Raw genomic sequence first — 17,431 nt, 5'->3', positions numbered from 1 at the left:
CGCGACACGGGGCAGGTGCTGGGCCGGCACGGGCAGGCGCCAGGCCCCGCGCGGGGCTTTATATCGGGCATACACGGTTCTGTCGGGCTTCTCAGGCCGTCCTCAGACGGTTCTCATCTACGGCTCCGAGAGTCGTAGCCATGACGGACTACCAGCAGCCCCAGCCGCAGCAGCAGCCGTACTACCCGCCCCGGCCGCCGTACGAGCCGACGCAGCCGATCACCACCGAGCCGGGCACCACCATCTGGCCGTCCGCCGGGAACGGCGGGCACGGCGGGCACGGTGGGCACGGTGGGCACGTGCCGCCGCCGGTGGCGCCGGCGGCGCCCGGCTCGCACGCCGCGCCCGCCCCGCGTCGGCGGGCCCGGCGCGGTGTCGGGCTCATGGCGGCCGTGGCGATCGCCGCCGCGGCGGTCGGCGGCGGGGCCGCGACGCTCGTCCAGCAGTGGACGGCCGACGGCACGGCCACCGCATCAGGCGCGGTGAGCGGCACGAACGTGTCGGCGAGCAGCAAGGGCACCGTCGCCGGCGTCGCCCAGGCCGTCTCCCCGTCCATCGTGGAGATCTCCGCGAGCGCCGCCTCCGGCAAGTCGACCGGCTCGGGCGTGATCATCACCTCCGACGGCGAGATCGTCACCAACAACCACGTCATCTCCGGCGCCTCCTCGATCAAGGTGCAGACCTCGGACGGCAAGAGCTACGACGCCAGGGTCGTCGGCACCGACCCGGACAAGGACCTGGCGCTGATCAAGCTGGAGGGCGCCTCCGGACTGAAGGCGGCGACGCTCGGCGACTCCTCCAAGGTGCGGGTCGGCGACGAGGTCGTCGCGATCGGCTCGCCCGAGGGCCTGACCGGCACCGTCACCAGCGGCATCGTCTCGGCGCTCGACCGCGACGTCACCGTCGCCAAGGAGGACGGCCAGGGGCAGGACCGTGACCAGCAGCAGTACGACCCCCGTCAGGGCTGGCCCTTCGAGTTCGGCGGGCAGCAGTTCAACGGCGACACGGGCTCGTCGAAGACCACGTACAAGGCGCTGCAGACCGACGCCTCGCTCAATCCCGGTAATTCCGGCGGCGCGCTGATCAATATGAACGGCGAGATCATCGGAATCAATTCGGCCATGTATTCGCCCAGTTCCGCGAGCGGTTCCACGGCGGGCAGCGTCGGTCTCGGATTCGCGATCCCGATCGACACGGTGAAGGCCGACCTGGACGAGCTGCGCTCGGGCGGTGCCGCCTGAACGCATGGGACGCTGAGCCCATGACGGGACAGCAGGGACACCGGAAAGAGGCCGAAGGCGCCGAGCGCATCCTCATCGTCGACGACGAGCCCGCCGTCCGCGAGGCGCTGCGGCGGAGCCTCGCGTTCGAGGGTTACGGGACGGAGGACGCCGTCGACGGGCTCGACGCGCTCGCCAAGATGGAGTCGTACGCGCCCGACCTCGTCGTCCTCGACGTCCAGATGCCCCGCATGGACGGGCTGACGGCGGCCCGCCGGATCCGGGCCGCCGGCTCGACCGTGCCGATCCTGATGCTGACGGCCCGTGACACGGTCGGCGACCGGGTCACCGGCCTGGACGCGGGCGCCGACGACTACCTGGTGAAGCCCTTCGAGCTGGACGAGCTGTTCGCGCGGATCCGGGCGCTGCTGCGGCGCAGCTCGTACGCGGTCCGGACGGCGCCCGCCGAGGGGCCGGCGGGCGAGGTGCTCGCCTTCGAGGACCTGCGGATGGACCTGGCCACGCGGGAGGTGACCCGGGGCGGGCGGCCGGTGGAGCTGACCCGGACCGAGTTCACGCTCCTGGAGATGTTCCTGGCCCACCCGCGGCAGGTGCTCACCCGCGAGCAGATCCTGAAGGCGGTGTGGGGCTTCGACTTCGAGCCGAGTTCGAACTCGCTGGACGTGTACGTGATGTATCTGCGGCGCAAGACGGAGGCGGGCGGCGAGCCGCGCCTGGTGCACACGGTGCGGGGCGTCGGCTACGTGCTGCGCGGCGGGGCCGGAGGTCCGGAGTGAGAAGCCCGCTCGCGTGGTTCCGGTCGCGGCCGCTGCGGTCCCGGCTCGCGCTGCTGACCGCGCTCGCGGTGGCGGTCGCGGTGGCGGCGGTCTCGCTGGCCTGCTGGTTCGTGACGCGGGCGCAGCTGGAGAACGAGCTGGACTCGGCGCTGCGCAGCAGCAAGGTGGACAACGGCTATCTGAACCTGGTGCTCACCGGCTGCCGCTCGGGCCGGCAGGCGCCTCCGCTGGCCTCGTACACGGTGCAGCTGATCCTGGTCGACGGCACGGTCTGCACGTCCGGCAAGGCGAAGGTCCCGGCGCAGAACGCGGACGTGGCGGTGGCCAACGGGCTGCTCGACGACACGCTGCACACGACGAGGGACGAGGACGGCCGGGAGATGCGGGTGTACACGTACGCCGACCCGAACCGTCCCGGGATGGCCGTCTCGCTGGCCCGGCCGCTCTCCGAGGTCGACAACTCGATGTCGACGCTCGGCTGGGTGCTGCTGCTGGTGTCGGGCGTCGGCGTGGTCGGCGCGGGCGCTGCCGGGCTGTGGGTGGCGCGGACCGGCCTGGCGCCGGTGGACCGGCTGACGGGCGCGGTCGAGCACGTGGCGGCGACCGAGGACCTGACGGTGCGGATCCCGGTGGAGGGCGAGGACGAGATCGCCCGGCTCTCGCGTTCGTTCAACGCGATGACGGCGGCGCTGGCGACCTCACGGGACCGGCAGGCGCAGCTGATCGCGGACGCGGGTCACGAGCTGCGGACGCCGCTGACCTCCCTCCGTACGAACGTCGAGCTGCTCGCGCGCAGCGAGGAGACGGGCCGCGCGCTGCCGCCGGAGGACCGGCGGGCCCTGATGGCCTCGGTGAAGGCGCAGATGACGGAGCTGGGGGCGCTGATCGGCGACCTCCAGGAGCTGTCCCGGCCGGAGGCGGCGGCGCCGGGCCCGCTGGAGGTCGTACCGCTGCACACCGTCCTGCGCTCGGCCCTCGACCGGGCGCGGCTGCGCGGTCCCGAGCTGCGCTTCGAGACGGACCTCGCGCCCTGGTACGTACGGGCGGAGCCGGCGGCCCTGGAGCGGGCGCTGGTGAACGTCCTGGACAACGCGGTGAAGTTCTCGCCGCCGCGCGGGACGGTCGAGGTGCGGCTGATGCGCGGTGAGCTGACCGTGCGGGACCACGGTCCGGGCATTCCGGCGGACGAGCTGCCGCACGTCTTCGACCGGTTCTGGCGTTCGCCGTCGGCGCGGAGCCTGCCGGGTTCGGGCCTCGGCCTGTCGATCGTGGCCCGGACGATCGGGCAGGCGGGCGGCTCGGTGGCGCTCGCCGCACCGTCGGACGGCGGTGGCGGCACGGTGGCGACGGTACGGCTGCCGGGCGCGCCGACACCGCCGCCGGAGGTGTCGGGCGCGGGCTCGGAGGCGGGTTCGGGCTAGTTGTGACGGATGAGGGACTCGACGAGTCCTGGGCGGGTGTTGGGGTAGTCCATGGGGACGATGCCGAGGCCCTTCCAGCCGGCTCCCTCGCCGTCGATCAGCGCGTGCACCTGCGGGTTGAGCCGGTCGGCGTTCCAGCGGGGCGGCAGTCCGGCCGCGGTGGAGACGAAGTTGACGTAGAACGGGCCGGGCCGGGCGGCGGCCTCGCGGAACTGGTCGCGGATCTTGGGCCACTTGGCGAAGGGCTCGGCCTGGTAGTCGTCCTGCACGTCGAAGTGGGCGCTGTCGGCCCAGCGCAGTCCGGGCAGCCCGCCGTTGTCGGCGAGGAGCACCACCTTGCCGCGGGCCTCGCCGAGCGTGGGCACGCCGTCGCCGATGCGGAAGAGGGACCGCCAGCCGCGGTTGTCGAGGTAGTCGTCGAAGATCGCGCGGAAGGTGGCGTCGGAGTCGGTCGAGTACTCCTGCTTGACCCGCATGAGGACGGTCTCGCTGGGGTGGGCGGCGAGGAAGTTCCCACAGGCCACGAGGACGTCGCCGAACATCAGGTTCTGGTAGAAGGCGCCGTGGTGAATCGCGAAGGATCCGCCGGTGACCCGGCACCGGACGTCCAGGAACCGGATGCCGCTGTCGAGTTGCTGCGCGATGGTGGTGTTCTGGCACTCGGTCCACAGCCCGCCGTAGCGGGCTCCGGAGTCGTGGGTCCCGGGGATCGTGAGCTTCTGGAGCGGGGTGGGGTCGCCGTGGGCAGCCATCCAGTCCCGTGTGTCTGCGGCCGAGGCACTGGGCGCCCCGAAAAGCACTGCGGCTCCCGCCCCCAGTGCCCCTTTGAGTAAGTGCCGTCGGTCCATGGGGCGGACTATGACAGGTTCACATCAATACCGCCAGCCCGTGTCGCGTACGGACGGAGGCACGGGCGGTCATGCACTCCGGATACACCGAAGGGCGGCGCCCGCCGTTGCGGACGCCGCCCCTGCCTGCCGTGACGACCGACTACTTCACGATCGTGACCCGGCCCAGCGCCGGCGGCGCCAGCGGGGCGCTCGCCGAGGAGTGGGCGCTCATGTAGGCGATGAGCGCCTCCAGGTCGGAGACGCCGACCAGCTTGTTCTTGTGCTCCTTCAGTACGGGGAAGCCGTCGCTGCCGGCCGCCAGGAACTCGTTCATCGCGACCCGGTAGGTCTTCGCCGGGTCGATCGCCTCGCCGTTCAGCCTCACCGAGTCGACCACGATCCGGTCCGCGCCGGTCTTGGTCGTGTCCAGGGTGTACGTGAAGCCCTTCGACACCTGCAGGTACTTCGGACTGGCCAGGTTCGCGCCACTGACCTGCTGCTGCAGCGCGGTGATCAGCTGGGCGCCGGTCAGGTCGACCGTCGTCATCATGTTGGTGAACGGCTGGACGGCGTACGCCTCGGCGTAGGTCACCACGCCGTCGCCCTCACCACCGGACTGCGCGTAGGTCAGCGGCATGCGGACGCCGCCCGGGTTCATCAGCGCGAGCTGCGCGCCGCCCTTGTCCGCCGGGGCCATGGCCTCCAGCTGCGCGTCGGCGATCAGGTAGCCGGCCGGCCTCTCGACGTCGACGAACGGCTTCTTGGGGTCCGGGAGCGGGTTCTCGATGTCGGCCGAGATGTGACCCACCGGGCGGTTCGCGACCGGCGCGGACATCGTCTTGTAGTGGCGGATCAGGTCGGTCATGTCCTGCGCCGGGGTCACGTCACGGGTGACGACGTGGTTCGCGGAGGCGACGGCGGTGCGGACGATGTCCTTCGTACGACGGTCGTAGGTCAGCGTCGTGTCGGTGTACAGCCGGCCGAAGGAGGCCGCCGAGGTGACGGTGCGCGGCTTGCCGGACGGGTCCGGGATGCTGCACGCGTACGCCTGGTGGGTGTGGCCGGTGACCAGGGCGTCGACCTGCGGCGTGACGTTCTTGGCGATCTCCACGATCGGGCCGGATATGCCGGCGCCGGCGCCCGGGGTGTCGCAGTCGTAGTTGTACGCGCCGGAGGCCGGCATGCCGCCCTCGTGCAGCAGGGCCACGATCGACTTCACGCCCTTGCTCTCCAGCACCTTGGCGTACTTGTTGATCGTCTCGACCTCGTCGCCGAACTTCAGGCCCTTGATGCCGTCGGCGTTGACGATGTCCGCCGTGCCCTCCAGGGTCACGCCGATGAAGCCGATCTTGACGCCGTCGCGCTCCCAGACGAAGTACGGGTCGAGCATCGGACGGCCCGTCTTCTCGTCCGTCACGTTCGCCGCGAGGTACGGGAAGTCGGCGCCGGAGAAGGACCGGCCCTCCTCGTAGCAGCCCTCGACCGGGTGGCAGCCGCCGTTCTGGATGCGGGCGAGCTCGCGCGCGCCCTCGTCGAACTCGTGGTTGCCCACGGAGGTGACGTCGAGCTTCAGCTTGTTGAGCGCCTCGATGGTCGGCTCGTCGTGGAACAGACCGGAGACCAGCGGCGAGGCACCGACCATGTCGCCCGCGGCCGCCGTGATCGAGTACCGGTGCCCCTCGCGCGCCTGGCGCAGGTGCGTGGCGAGGTACTCGACGCCGCCGACGCCCTCGATGGTCCGGGTGGTGCCGTCCTCGTTCCGGTGCGTGAGGCGGCCGGAGGAGCCGGACGGCGGCTCCAGGTTGCCGTGGAGGTCGTTGAAGGAGAGCAGCTGGACGTCGACCATCCGCCCCCAGCCCTTGCCGTTGCCGTATCCGGCGTCCTCGGCCCGGTCCTGCGAGGCGCCGGCCGGCAGCGCCGCCACCAGCGCACCGGCGGTGGCGAGTCCCGCCCCCGCGGCGAGGATCCGCCGCACCGCCTTGTTGTTCTTCCGTGTCGCTGCCATTTCTCCCCAGTTCCCTGAACGACTCCGGTCTTGCCCGCGCAGCCTAGGGTCAACGCGCGTAGCGCAACAGGGGGTCACGGGTTACGAGCTGGTTGACTTTGCTCACTCTGCGGGCGGGGAGCGGGGTGCGGGACGCCCACCTGACAGTCTCCGGGTGATCTCCCACGGGCCGGAGCGACACCGCCGTAGGCTCGTAGGCATGACTTCTGACTCGGCGCCGGCCCTCGAACCCGGACGGCAGATCAACAGTTACGAAGAGCTGGGCCCCGAACAGGTCGAGGCCGTGCTCGACCTCCTGGAGGCCGCCGACCGCGCCGACGGGGTGCACGCCGTGTCCGAGCAGGGCCGGCTCTATCTGCGCCACGGCAGGCGGGAGGGCGTGCGGCACTTCCTGCTCACGGTCGGCTCGCACCTGTACGGCTACGCCCAGCTGGAGGAGACCGACCCGGTCGAGGCCCCGGCCGCCGAGCTGGTCGTCCACCCCTCGCACCGGGGCCGCGGGCACGGCCGCGCGCTCGGCGCCGCGCTGCTCGACGCGTCCGGCAAGCGGCTCCGGGTCTGGGCGCACGGCGGCAAGTCGGCCGCCCGGCACCTGGCGCAGGTGCTCGGGCTCACCCTGTTCCGGGAACTGCGACAGCTGCGCCGGCCGTTGGTGCCGCTCGACATCCCGGAGCCGGTGTTCCCCGAGGGCGTCACCGTGCGCACCTTCGTGCCCGGCGTGGACGACGCGGCCTGGCTCGCGGTGAACGCGGCGGCCTTCGCCCACCACCCGGAGCAGGGCTCGCTCACCCAGCGGGACCTGGACGACCGGATGGCGGAGCCGTGGTTCGACCCGAAGGGCTTCTTCCTCGCGGAGCGGGAGGGGAAGCTGATCGGCTTCCACTGGACGAAGGTGCACGCCGAGGAGCAGCTGGGCGAGGTGTACGTGGTGGGCGTGAGCCCGGACGCCCAGGGCGGCGGCCTCGGCAAGGCACTGACGGCGGTCGGTCTGCGGCACCTGGCGGCGCAGACGCTGCCGACGGCGATGCTGTACGTGGACGCGGACAACACGGCGGCGGTGCGGGTGTACGAGGGACTCGGCTTCCGGACCCACGAGGTGGACCTGATGTACCGCACGGAGTCCTGAGCGCGGAGGCCTGAGCGCGGAGGCCTGAGCGCTTGGTCCGGGACCGGCGCAACACCTCGCCGGAAGGGGGCGGTTGACACCGCCCCCTTCTTTGCACCACCCTTTCACTACTTGATTAGTGAAAGGGTGGTGTACGCACGTGCTCGCCTACCGCATCGACCGGCGCAGCGGGGTCGCCACCTACCTCCAGATCGTCCAGCAGACCAAACAGGCGCTGCGGATGGGCCTCCTGGAGCCCGGTGACCGGCTGCCGACGGCCCGCGAGGTCGTCGAGGCCACCGCCATCAACCCGAACACGGTCCTCAAGGCCTACCGCGAGCTGGAACGCGAAGGCCTCGTCGAGGCCCGCCGCGGCCTCGGCACCTTCGTCCGCGCCACCCTCGGCACCGGCCCCGCCGGCTCGCCGCTGCGCGGCGAACTGTCCGACTGGGCCCGCCGGGCCCGCGCCGAGGGCCTGGAGCGGGACGACGTGGCGGCCCTCTTCACTTCCGTACTGAACGAGTTCTTCGAGAACGAGCACCACAAGGGGGACGCATGACACCGGAGATCGCGCTGAGGGCGGAAGGCCTCGGCACACGCTACGGAGGACGGTCCCGGCCCTGGGCGCTGCGCGACTGCTCCTTCGCCCTGCCGGCCGGCCGCGTCTGCGCCCTCGTCGGCCCCAACGGCGCCGGCAAGTCGACCCTCCTCGGCCTCGCGGCGGGCCTGCTCCGCCCCACCGAGGGCACGGTCGGGGCACCGCCGCGGGAACGCCTCGCGTACGTGGCGCAGGACAAGCCGCTGTACCCGCGGCTCACCGTCGCCGACACCCTGCGCATGGGCCACGAGCTCAATCCGGGCCGCTGGGACGAGGCCGCCGCCCGGCGGGTGATCGCCGACGAGCTCGACCCCGGCGCCCTCGTCCGCGAGCTCTCCGGCGGTCAGCGCACCCGCATCGCCCTGGCCCTCGCCCTCGGCAAGCGGCCCGAACTGCTGCTGCTCGACGAGCCGATGGCCGACCTCGACCCGCTCGCCCGCCACCAGCTCATGGGCCTGCTGATGGCCGACGCCGCCGAGCACGGCACCACCGTCGTGATGTCCTCGCACATCCTCACCGAGCTGGAGGGTGCCTGCGACCACCTGCTGCTGCTCCAGAACGGGCGGATCCGCCTCGACGGCGCCGTCGACGACCTCCTCTCCGGGCACGTCCTGCTCACCGGGCCCGCCGGCGACGCCGACCTGGCCCCGCACACCGTCGTCGACTCCCGCACCACGGGCCGTCAGCTCACCGCGCTGATACGCCGCGAGGGCCCCGTCGAAGGCCCGTGGGAGGTCACCGACCCCACCCTGGAGGACCTCCTCCTCGCCCACCTCCGCACTCCCGAAGGAGCCCGGTCATGAGCACCCTCGCGCCGAAGGGCCTCGCCTGGGTGACGGTCCGCCAGTTCCGCCGGACCCTGTGGACGGCCGCGGCCCTCGTGGCCCTCGCCCTCGCCGGCACCCTCGCGCTGCGCGTCTGGGACGCGCAGACGCCCGACCGCTGGGTGGAGGACGGCTACTGGGTCCGCGGCGACGACAACCTCGCCTACGAGGTGCTGCGCCTGGCCATGGAGTACGCGTCGGTGTACCTGCTCCTGCTGCCGCTCGCCGCCGGCGCGTTCGTCGCGGGACCGCTCGTCGCCCGCGAGTTCGAGTCCGGCACCTACCGGCTGAGCCTCACCCAGTCCGTGGCCCCGGCGGCCTGGCTGCGCGCCAAGGTCCTCACCGCGGGCCTCTCCGCCGTCGTGGTCACCCTCGCCCTCATGGGCGTCTTCCGGATCGGCTGGAGCCGGGTCTCGGGCACGTACCAGCTCTCCTGGGGCGACCGCGGACCGTACGAGGCCGCGGGCGTCGTGCTCCTCGCGTACGTCGTCGCCGCCGTCGGCGTCGGCACCCTCGTCGGCCTGCTCGTGCGGCGCACCCTGCTCGCCATGGCGGCCACCGGCCTGGTGACCGGCGTGGTGCTGATGGTCCTCGGCGCCCTGCGCTGGTCCTTCCTGCCGGTGCTCACGGTCACCGGGCCGGTCGGCCCCACCCTCACGATGCCGGACGGCTCCCTCATGATGGAGACCGGCCTGACCACCCGCTCCGGCGGGCGGATGGACGACGCGGTCTGCTGGGACCGGGCGGCGGCCATGGTTCCCGACGACGCGAAGCTGCCGTCCGACGAGGCGTGGAACAACGCGTGGAACAGGGCGTACGACACCTGTCTCACCGACCACGGCGTGACCGGCCAGTACCTCGACTACCACCCGTACTCCCACTACTGGCCCACGCAGCTCATCGAGACCGGCATCCTCCTCGCCCTGGCCGCCCTCGCGCTCCTCGCCGCCTTCCGCGTCCTGCGCGCCCGGCTGCCGTAGGCGGCCCGGGACACCGGGGCGGGGCCCGATGCGGCCCCGCCCCCGATTCCCTCACGTCACGTCCCCGTTACCAATCATTCAGACGCGCTTGCGACGCTCACGCAATGAAGCGCTCCGTGCCCGCACATCCGAAGGGCAGACTTCCCAAAGGGAGACTCCCTTCCCCCACGGCCCGCTCCGACGCGCCCGACCAGCCCTTCGCGCGGAAGAATGGGGCCATGAGCCAGCAGCCCGCCGAGGTCCCGGTCCAGTCGTCCACGAACGCGTCCGCCAAGACGGACGCCAAGACGAACGCGAAGACGGCCGCGAAGGCGTCCAAGACCTCCGCCCGCCCGTCCACGTCCAGCACGGCCGAGGCGGCCGGAACGCACGCCCAGCCGTCCCTCGGGTCCATAGCGGCGCACCGCCCGCACGCCGTCAACGGCGCCGCCGTGAGCGACCTCGCGCCCGACCTGGACGCCGACCTCGACGTGTACGAGGACGACGGCTCCGCGGGCGAGCTCGCCCAGGGCCGCTTCCTCGACCGGGAGCGCAGCTGGCTCGCGTTCAACGAGCGCGTCCTCGAACTCGCCGAGGACCCGAACACGCCCCTCCTCGAACGGGCGAACTTCCTCGCGATCTTCGCGTCGAACCTCGACGAGTTCTTCATGGTCCGGGTCGCCGGCCTCAAGCGCCGCATCGCCACCGGTGTCGCCACCCGCTCCGCCTCCGGCCTGCAGCCCCGCGAGGTCCTCGACCTCATCTGGACCCGCTCGCGCGAGCTCATGGCCCGGCACGCCGCCTGCTTCCAGCAGGACGTCGCCCCCGCCCTCGCCGACGAGGGCATCCACCTGATCCGCTGGCCCGAGCTCACCGAGAAGGAACAGGCGCGCCTCTTCACCCTGTTCCGGCAGCAGATCTTCCCGGTCCTCACCCCGCTGGCCGTGGACCCGGCGCACCCCTTCCCGTACATCTCCGGGCTCTCCCTCAACCTCGCGGTCGTCGTCCGCAACCCGGTCAGCGGGCACCGCCACTTCGCCCGCGTCAAGGTGCCGCCGCTGCTCTCCCGCTTCCTGGAGGCCTCCCCGGAGCGCTACGTCCCGCTCGAGGACGTCATCGCCGCGCACCTGGAGGAGCTCTTCCCCGGCATGGAGGTGCTCGCCCACCACATGTTCCGGGTGACCAGGAACGAGGACCTGGAGGTCGAGGAGGACGACGCCGAGAACCTGCTCCAGGCCCTGGAGAAGGAGCTCATGCGGCGCCGCTTCGGCCCGCCGGTGCGCCTGGAGGTCGAGGAGTCCATCGACCCGTACGTGCTCGACCTGCTGGTCCGCGAGCTGAAGATCTCCGACTCCGAGGTCTACCCGCTGCCCGGCCCGCTCGACCTCACCGGCCTCTTCGGCATCGCGGGCCTGGACCGGCCCGAGCTGAAGTACCCCAAGTTCGTCGCCGGCACCCACCGCGACCTCGCCGAGGTCGAGTCCGCCTCCGCGCCCGACATCTTCGCCGCGGTGCGCGAGCGCGACGTGCTGCTCCACCACCCGTACGACTCCTTCTCCACCTCGGTGCAGGCCTTCCTGGAGCAGGCGGCGGCCGACCCCGACGTCCTCGCGATCAAGCAGACCCTGTACCGCACCTCCGGCGACTCCCCGATAGTCGACGCCCTGATCGACGCCGCCGAGTCCGGCAAGCAGGTCCTGGTCCTCGTCGAGATCAAGGCCCGCTTCGACGAGCAGGCCAACATCAAGTGGGCCCGCAAGCTGGAGGAGTCCGGCTGCCACGTCGTCTACGGCCTCGTCGGTCTCAAGACCCACTGCAAGCTCTCCCTGGTGGTACGCCAGGAGGGCGAGGTCCTGCGCCGCTACAGCCACGTCGGCACCGGCAACTACCACCCCAAGACCGCCCGCCTCTACGAGGACCTCGGCCTGCTCACCGCCGACCCGCAGGTCGGCGCGGACCTCTCCGACCTCTTCAACCGGCTCTCCGGCTACTCCCGGCGCGAGACCTACCGGCGGCTGCTCACCGCCCCCAAGTCGCTGCGCGACGGCCTGGTCTCCCGGATCAACAAGGAGATCGCCCACCACCGCGCCGGCCGGCCCGCGTACGTGAAGATCAAGGTCAACTCGATGGTCGACGAGGCCGTCATCGACGCCTGCTACCGGGCCTCGCAGGCCGGCGTGCCGGTCGACATCTGGGTCCGCGGCATCTGCGCCGTACGGCCCGGCGTCGAGGGCCTGTCCGAGAACATCCGGGTCCGCTCGATCCTGGGCCGCTTCCTGGAGCACTCCCGCGTCTTCGCCTTCGGCAACGGCGGCGAGCCCGAGGTGTGGCTCGGCAGCGCCGACATGATGCACCGCAACCTGGACCGCCGCATCGAGGCCCTCGTCCGGGTCGCCGACCCCGCCCACCGGGCCGCCCTGACCCGGCTCATGGAGACCGGGATGTCCGACACCACCTCCTCCTGGCACCTCGGACCGGACGGGAACTGGACGCGGCACGCGACCGACCCCGAGGGCCAGCCGCTGCGGCACGTCCAGGAGATGCTCATCGACGCGCGGAGGCGCCGGCGTGCACAACCCTGACATCACCTCGGAGATCCCGCAGGGCACCGGTCCGGGCATCCCACGGAGCACGGTGGCGGGCCCCGCGCCGGCCACGGCTCCGGACGCCGCCCCGTCCGAGCTCTCGGCGGGCGAGGTCCTCGCCCCGTACCTGCACGCCCGGGCCGCGGACTTCCTCCGCGGCCTGCGGCTGCACACCGAGAGCGGGGCCGACACCCGCGGCGCCGAGGAGGCCGCCCGCACCCTGCGGGCGGCGGCCCGCCGGATCAGCGGCACCCTCCACACCTTCCGCCCGCTCCTGGACGGCGCCTGGGCCGACCAGCTGCGCACCGAGCTGGCCTGGCTCTCCGGCACCCTCGCCCTGGAGCACGCCTGCACCTCCCGGCTCGTCCGCCTGGTGGACGCGCTGTCCCGGCTGTCGAGCGACGGCTCGCCGCACGGCGGCCCGGTGCCCGCCGCCCGCGGTACGGAGGGCAGCCGCGGCATGGCCGTCGGTGCCGCCCGGGCCGGCGCCCTCCTCGAACGCCAGCTGACCCTCGCCAGGACCCGCGCCCACTCCGCCGCGCTCCAGGCCCTCGGTTCCTCCCGGTTCCACGCCGTCGCCGACGCCGTCGCCCTGCTCGCCTCCGAGGTGCCGCTCGGCCCGGCCGGCTCCGCCCGGGCCGCCGACGTCCTGGAGGCGCCCGCGCTGGTCGTCGAGCACCGGCTGCGCGACGCGGTCGGTGCGCTGCCGCTGTCCCGGGCCGCCCACCCGTACAACGCCGAGGCCCTCGCGCTCGCCGCGGGAGAGGCCCAGGACACGCCCTGGCACCAGACCCGCAGCCTGCTCCGGCTGCACCGCTACGCCGGCGAGGTGCTGCGCGGCGGCGCCGAACCGGACCCGGTGCTCTACGAGGCCGGCCGCGCCCTGGACCGGCACAGGGACGCCGCCGAGGCCGCCGCGGCCGCGGCCGCCGCCGCCCGCACCCCCCGGATCGCCCCGGCCACCGCCTACGCCCTGGGCGTCCTGCACGCCGACCAGCGCCACGAGGTCGAGGCCGCCCGCTTCGCCTTCCAGCGGGCCTGGTCCCGGGCGACCGTGGCGGTGCCGTGATCCTCGCGGCGGGCGTCGTGCTGTGGCGCCGGGCCGCGGCGGACGAGGACGGTTCCGCCGCCCTCGAGATCGCCCTGGTCCACCGCCCGAAGTACGACGACTGGTCGCACCCGAAGGGCAAGCTCAAGCGCGGAGAGACTCTCGCGTCCTGCGCGGTGCGCGAGGTCAAGGAGGAAACCGGCCAGTCGTGCGAGCTGGGCATCCGGCTGCCTTCCGTCCAGTACCTCGCGCACGGCCGCCCCAAGGAGGTCCACTACTGGGCGGCCCGCGCCCTGGGCGGCAGCTTCACCCCGAGCCAGGAGATCGACGCCCTGCTCTGGCTGCCGCCCGCCGAGGCCCGCACCCGCCTCACCCAGCCGCGGGACCGCGAGCTCCTGGACGCCCTCCTCGCGACGACGGCCCACTAGGACCTGCCCCGCGGACCCCGGGGCCTGCCCCGGAGGCCGCCGGACGGGCCTCGGGGACACCCTCCGGAGCCGTCGCGCGACACGGCCGGCTTCGCACCTCACCTTCCGGCATGGTTCACCTTCCGTTCACTCTCCCCCGTCGGCCGCTTCACCTGATCTGCCTAATTTCGGCTGTACACGGTGCAGAGCACAGCGATGCGCCCACCACCCCGACACGCGCCGCCGTACAACGACAGGACACACGGTCCACGGCAGGCGACTTCTGGAAGGAACACCCGAAAGTGAAGCTTTCGCGCAAGAACGGGCTTCGCGCCTCCGCGATCGGTGCCCTCGTCGTCTCCGGCGCGCTCGTCCTCTCGGCGTGTGGTTCGGACAACAACAACGAGCCCACCAAGGACGGCGGCAAGACGTCCGCCGCCGCGTCGAACATCAAGTGCGACGGTGCCAAGGGCCAGCTGCTCGCCGCCGGCTCCAGCGCGCAGAAGAACGCGATGGACCTCTGGGTCAAGAACTTCCAGGCCGCCTGCTCGGGCGTCGAGATCAACTACCAGCCGATCGGTTCCGGCGGCGGCATCACCAAGTTCAACCAGGGCCAGGTCTCCTTCGCCGGCTCCGACTCCGCCCTCAAGGACGAAGAGGTCGCCGAGTCGCAGAAGATCTGCAAGGGCGGCAAGGGCGTCAACCTGCCGATGGTCGGCGGCCCCATCGCCATCGGCTACAAGCTGGACGGCGTGGACAACCTGGTCCTGGACGCCTCCACCATCGCCAAGATCTTCGACAACAAGATCACCAAGTGGAACGACCCGGCGATCGCCAAGCTGAACCCGGGCGCCAAGCTCCCCGACTCCACCATCCAGGCCTTCCACCGCTCGGACGAGTCGGGCACCACCCAGAACCTGGGCAAGTACCTGTCGACCGCCGCCGCGGCCGACTGGAAGTACGACCCGAAGTCGAAGTCGTGGCCCGCCCAGGGCGGCCAGGCCGCGAACGGCTCCTCCGGCGTCGCCACCGCGGTCAAGGACGCCGAGGGCTCCATCGGCTACTTCGAGCTCTCCTACGCGACCGCCAACAAGATCTCCACGGTCAGCATCAACACCGGCGCCGCCGCCCCGGTCGCCGCGACCACGGAGAACGCCTCCAAGGCCATCGCCGCCGCCAAGATCAAGGGCACCGGCAGCGACCTGGCGCTGTCCCTCGACTACGCCACCAAGGCCGAGGGCGCCTACCCGATCGTCCTCGTCACGTACGAGATCGCCTGCGACAAGGGCAACAAGGCCGAGACCCTCTCGACCCTGAAGGCCTTCCTCAACTACACCGCCAGCGAGGAGGGCCAGAAGGTCCTCTCCGACGCCGGCTACGCCCCGCTCCCGGCCGAGATCGCGACCAAGGTCCGCGAGATCGTCCCCACCCTGTCCTGATCCCACGCCGGACGCGGCCCCTCGCCTCCCGTAGGGGGGCCGCGCCCGGCATCCGGTGCACCGCCGCCAGGAGCCCGTACACCCGCGATCCACGCATCGCGCCCGTACCGCTCCGCAGACCGGAGAAACCAGATGGCTACGACCACACCAGACATACGAAAGGGCCGGCGCGCCAAGAACGCGACCCGCCCCGGTGACCGCATCTTCAGCGGCCTGTCCCGCGGATCCGGCATCACCCTGCTCGTGATCATGGCCGCGATCGCGGTCTTCCTCACCTACCGCGCCGTCCTCGCGATCTCGCAGGACAGCACGAACTTCTTCACCACCTTCGAGTGGAACCCGGCCGGCAGCCCGCCGGTCTTCGGCATCGCCGTCCTCGCCTTCGGCACAATCGTCTCCTCGGTCATCGCCATGGCGATCGCCGTGCCGGTCGCCATCGGCATCGCGCTCTTCATCTCGCACTACGCGCCGCGCAGGCTGGCCAAGCCGCTCGCGTACGTGGTCGACCTGCTCGCCGCCGTGCCCAGCATCATCTACGGCCTCTGGGGCGCCATCTTCCTGGTGCCCTACCTCGGCGGCCTGAACAAGTGGCTCGACCAGTACATGGGCTGGACGTACATCTTCGACAAGTCCAGCGACGGCGTCGCCCGCAACATGTTCACCGTCGGCATCCTGCTGGCGATCATGATCCTCCCGATCATCACCAACGTGACCCGCGAGGTCTTCCTCCAGGTCCCGCGGATGCACGAGGAGGCCGCCCTCGCCCTCGGCGCCACGCGCTGGGAGGTCATCCGCATGTCGGTGCTGCCCTTCGGCCGCTCCGGCATCATCTCCGCCTCCATGCTGGGCCTCGGCCGCGCCCTCGGCGAGACGATGGCCGTGGCCGTCGTCCTCTCGCCCAGCTTCGTCCTGTCGGGCCACCTGCTCGACCCGGGCGGCGGCACCTTCGCCCAGAACATCGCCGCGAAGTTCAACGAGGCCAACGAGTTCGGCCGGGACGCGCTGATCGCCTCCGGTCTCGTCCTCTTCGTCATCACCCTGCTGGTCAACGGCGCCGCTCGCATGATCATCGCGCGCCGCAAGGAGTACTCGGGGGCGAACGCATGAGCCACGCGATCCAGGAGCGTCCCGTGACCGTGACCCCGCGCCGCTCGCTCTCCCACGCCCGCCTCCCGCGCTGGACGCCGGCCGCCGTCGCCGTCGGCTCCGTCGCCGTGGGCTCCGGCATCGGCCTCGCCGCCGGCTGGCACAGCAAGGTCCAGTGGGGCCTGATCTCCGCGCTGGTCTTCGTCCTCGCCACGTACGCCATCACCACCAAGGTGGAGGGCTCCCGGCAGGCCAAGGACCGCGTCGCGACCAGCCTGATCTGGGTCAGCTTCGTCCTCGCCGTCGTCCCGCTGCTGTCCCTCGCCTGGGTCACCATCAGCAAGGGCCTGGAAGTCCTCGACGGCTACTTCCTCTCCCACTCGATGAACGGCGTCCTCGACGCCGAGGCCGGCGGCGGCGTCTACCACGCGCTGCTCGGCACCATCGAGCAGGTCGGCATCGCGACCCTGATCGCCGCCCCGATCGGCCTCCTGACCGCGGTCTACCTCGTCGAGTACGGCGGCGGAAAGCTCGCCCAGGCGGTCACCTTCTTCGTCGACGTCATGACGGGCATCCCGTCGATCGTCGCGGGCCTCTTCGTCCTCGCCACCTGGAACCTGATGCTGGGCTTCGGGCCCTCCGGGTTCGCCGGCGCGATGGCCCTCGCGATCCTGATGATGCCGGTCGTGGTCCGCTCCACCGAGGAGATGCTCAAGCTCGTCCCGAACGAGCTGCGCGAGGCCTCCCTGGCCCTCGGCGTCCCCAAGTGGCGCACGATCCTGAAGGTGGTCCTGCCCACCGCGATCGGCGGCATCACCACGGGCGTCATGCTCGCGGTCGCCCGCATCACCGGCGAGACGGCCCCCGTCCTGCTCCTCGTGTTCGGTACGAAGCTCATCAACCCGAACCCCTTCGAAGGCGCCCAGTCCTCCCTGCCGCTCTACGTGTACGAGCAGTACGCGGTCGGCACCGACGCCTCGGTGGCCCGTGCCTGGGCCGCCGCGCTCGTCCTGATCGCCTTCGTCATGATCCTCAACCTGGTGGCCCGCGGCATCGCCCGCTGGAAGGCCCCCAAGACCGGCCGCTGACGCGCGGCACACTGGAAGT

At 71.9% G+C, this 17,431-nt stretch carries 15 protein-coding genes; 13 read left to right on the top strand and 2 right to left on the bottom strand.

What is annotated here, in order from left to right:
* Positions 1-140 precede the first annotated feature (140 nt).
* Genes ACFWJO_RS06975 through ACFWJO_RS06965 form a run of 3 tightly spaced genes read left to right on the top strand, consistent with a single transcriptional unit; the run spans position 141 to position 3,438 of the window.
* Positions 141-1,241 (top strand): S1C family serine protease, encoded by a 1,101-nt coding sequence (locus tag ACFWJO_RS06975; RefSeq protein WP_386863777.1) that lies wholly within the window; start codon positions 141-143, stop codon positions 1,239-1,241.
* 20 nt (positions 1,242-1,261) lie between these two features.
* Entirely contained in the window at positions 1,262-2,017 is a 756-nt protein-coding gene (locus ACFWJO_RS06970; RefSeq protein ID WP_386863776.1) for a response regulator transcription factor, read from the top strand.
* Entirely contained in the window at positions 2,014-3,438 is a 1,425-nt protein-coding gene (locus ACFWJO_RS06965; protein ID WP_386863775.1) for an ATP-binding protein, read from the top strand. The genes ACFWJO_RS06970 and ACFWJO_RS06965 overlap by 4 nt, the downstream gene beginning before the upstream one ends.
* Here ACFWJO_RS06965 and ACFWJO_RS06960 read toward each other — a convergent pair.
* Entirely contained in the window at positions 3,435-4,286 is an 852-nt protein-coding gene (locus ACFWJO_RS06960; protein WP_386863774.1) for a phosphatidylinositol-specific phospholipase C domain-containing protein, read from the bottom strand. The two genes, ACFWJO_RS06965 and ACFWJO_RS06960, sit on opposite strands and share 4 nt — an antisense overlap.
* A gap of 142 nt (positions 4,287-4,428) precedes the next feature.
* Positions 4,429-6,273, bottom strand: a complete 1,845-nt coding sequence (locus ACFWJO_RS06955; protein ID WP_386863773.1) for a bifunctional metallophosphatase/5'-nucleotidase — start codon at positions 6,271-6,273, stop codon at positions 4,429-4,431.
* A gap of 199 nt (positions 6,274-6,472) precedes the next feature.
* Between ACFWJO_RS06955 and mshD the strand changes: the two genes are divergently transcribed.
* The 10 genes from mshD (at position 6,473) to pstA (ending at position 17,412) form a co-directional block, all read left to right on the top strand.
* Entirely contained in the window at positions 6,473-7,399 is a 927-nt protein-coding gene (mshD, locus tag ACFWJO_RS06950; RefSeq protein WP_386863772.1) for a mycothiol synthase, read from the top strand.
* A 139-nt stretch (positions 7,400-7,538) separates the two neighbouring features.
* A complete protein-coding gene (locus tag ACFWJO_RS06945; RefSeq protein ID WP_385693069.1) occupies positions 7,539-7,937 on the top strand; it encodes a GntR family transcriptional regulator in 399 nt (132 codons plus the stop codon).
* Complete coding sequence (locus tag ACFWJO_RS06940; protein ID WP_386863771.1) at positions 7,934-8,779, top strand: ABC transporter ATP-binding protein; 846 nt, start codon at positions 7,934-7,936, stop codon at positions 8,777-8,779. Before ACFWJO_RS06945 ends, ACFWJO_RS06940 begins: the two co-directional genes overlap by 4 nt.
* Positions 8,776-9,780: an ABC transporter permease gene (locus tag ACFWJO_RS06935; RefSeq protein WP_386863770.1), complete on the top strand. Its 1,005-nt coding sequence runs from the start codon at positions 8,776-8,778 to the stop codon at positions 9,778-9,780. Before ACFWJO_RS06940 ends, ACFWJO_RS06935 begins: the two co-directional genes overlap by 4 nt.
* A gap of 104 nt (positions 9,781-9,884) precedes the next feature.
* Positions 9,885-12,341 (top strand): RNA degradosome polyphosphate kinase, encoded by a 2,457-nt coding sequence (locus ACFWJO_RS06930; RefSeq protein WP_386863769.1) that lies wholly within the window; start codon positions 9,885-9,887, stop codon positions 12,339-12,341.
* Positions 12,328-13,413, top strand: coding sequence for a CHAD domain-containing protein (locus ACFWJO_RS06925; protein ID WP_386863768.1), 1,086 nt, complete (start codon positions 12,328-12,330; stop codon positions 13,411-13,413). Before ACFWJO_RS06930 ends, ACFWJO_RS06925 begins: the two co-directional genes overlap by 14 nt.
* Positions 13,410-13,820, top strand: a complete 411-nt coding sequence (locus ACFWJO_RS06920; protein WP_386863767.1) for an NUDIX hydrolase — start codon at positions 13,410-13,412, stop codon at positions 13,818-13,820. Before ACFWJO_RS06925 ends, ACFWJO_RS06920 begins: the two co-directional genes overlap by 4 nt.
* A 281-nt stretch (positions 13,821-14,101) precedes the next feature.
* Entirely contained in the window at positions 14,102-15,238 is a 1,137-nt protein-coding gene (gene pstS, locus ACFWJO_RS06915) for a phosphate ABC transporter substrate-binding protein PstS (RefSeq protein WP_386863766.1), read from the top strand.
* 132 nt (positions 15,239-15,370) lie between these two features.
* Positions 15,371-16,345 carry a phosphate ABC transporter permease subunit PstC gene (pstC, locus tag ACFWJO_RS06910; RefSeq protein ID WP_386863765.1) on the top strand — a complete coding sequence of 325 codons (975 nt, stop codon included), beginning with the start codon at positions 15,371-15,373 and terminating at the stop codon, positions 16,343-16,345.
* Positions 16,342-17,412: a phosphate ABC transporter permease PstA gene (pstA, locus tag ACFWJO_RS06905; RefSeq protein ID WP_386863764.1), complete on the top strand. Its 1,071-nt coding sequence runs from the start codon at positions 16,342-16,344 to the stop codon at positions 17,410-17,412. Before pstC ends, pstA begins: the two co-directional genes overlap by 4 nt.
* Positions 17,413-17,431 lie beyond the last annotated feature (19 nt).

Origin of the sequence: Streptomyces sp. NPDC127092, assembly GCF_042722475.1 — a bacterium.
Classification (GTDB): Bacteria; Actinomycetota; Actinomycetes; order Streptomycetales; family Streptomycetaceae; genus Streptomyces.
This window is presented reverse-complemented; position numbering and strand designations above follow the sequence as displayed.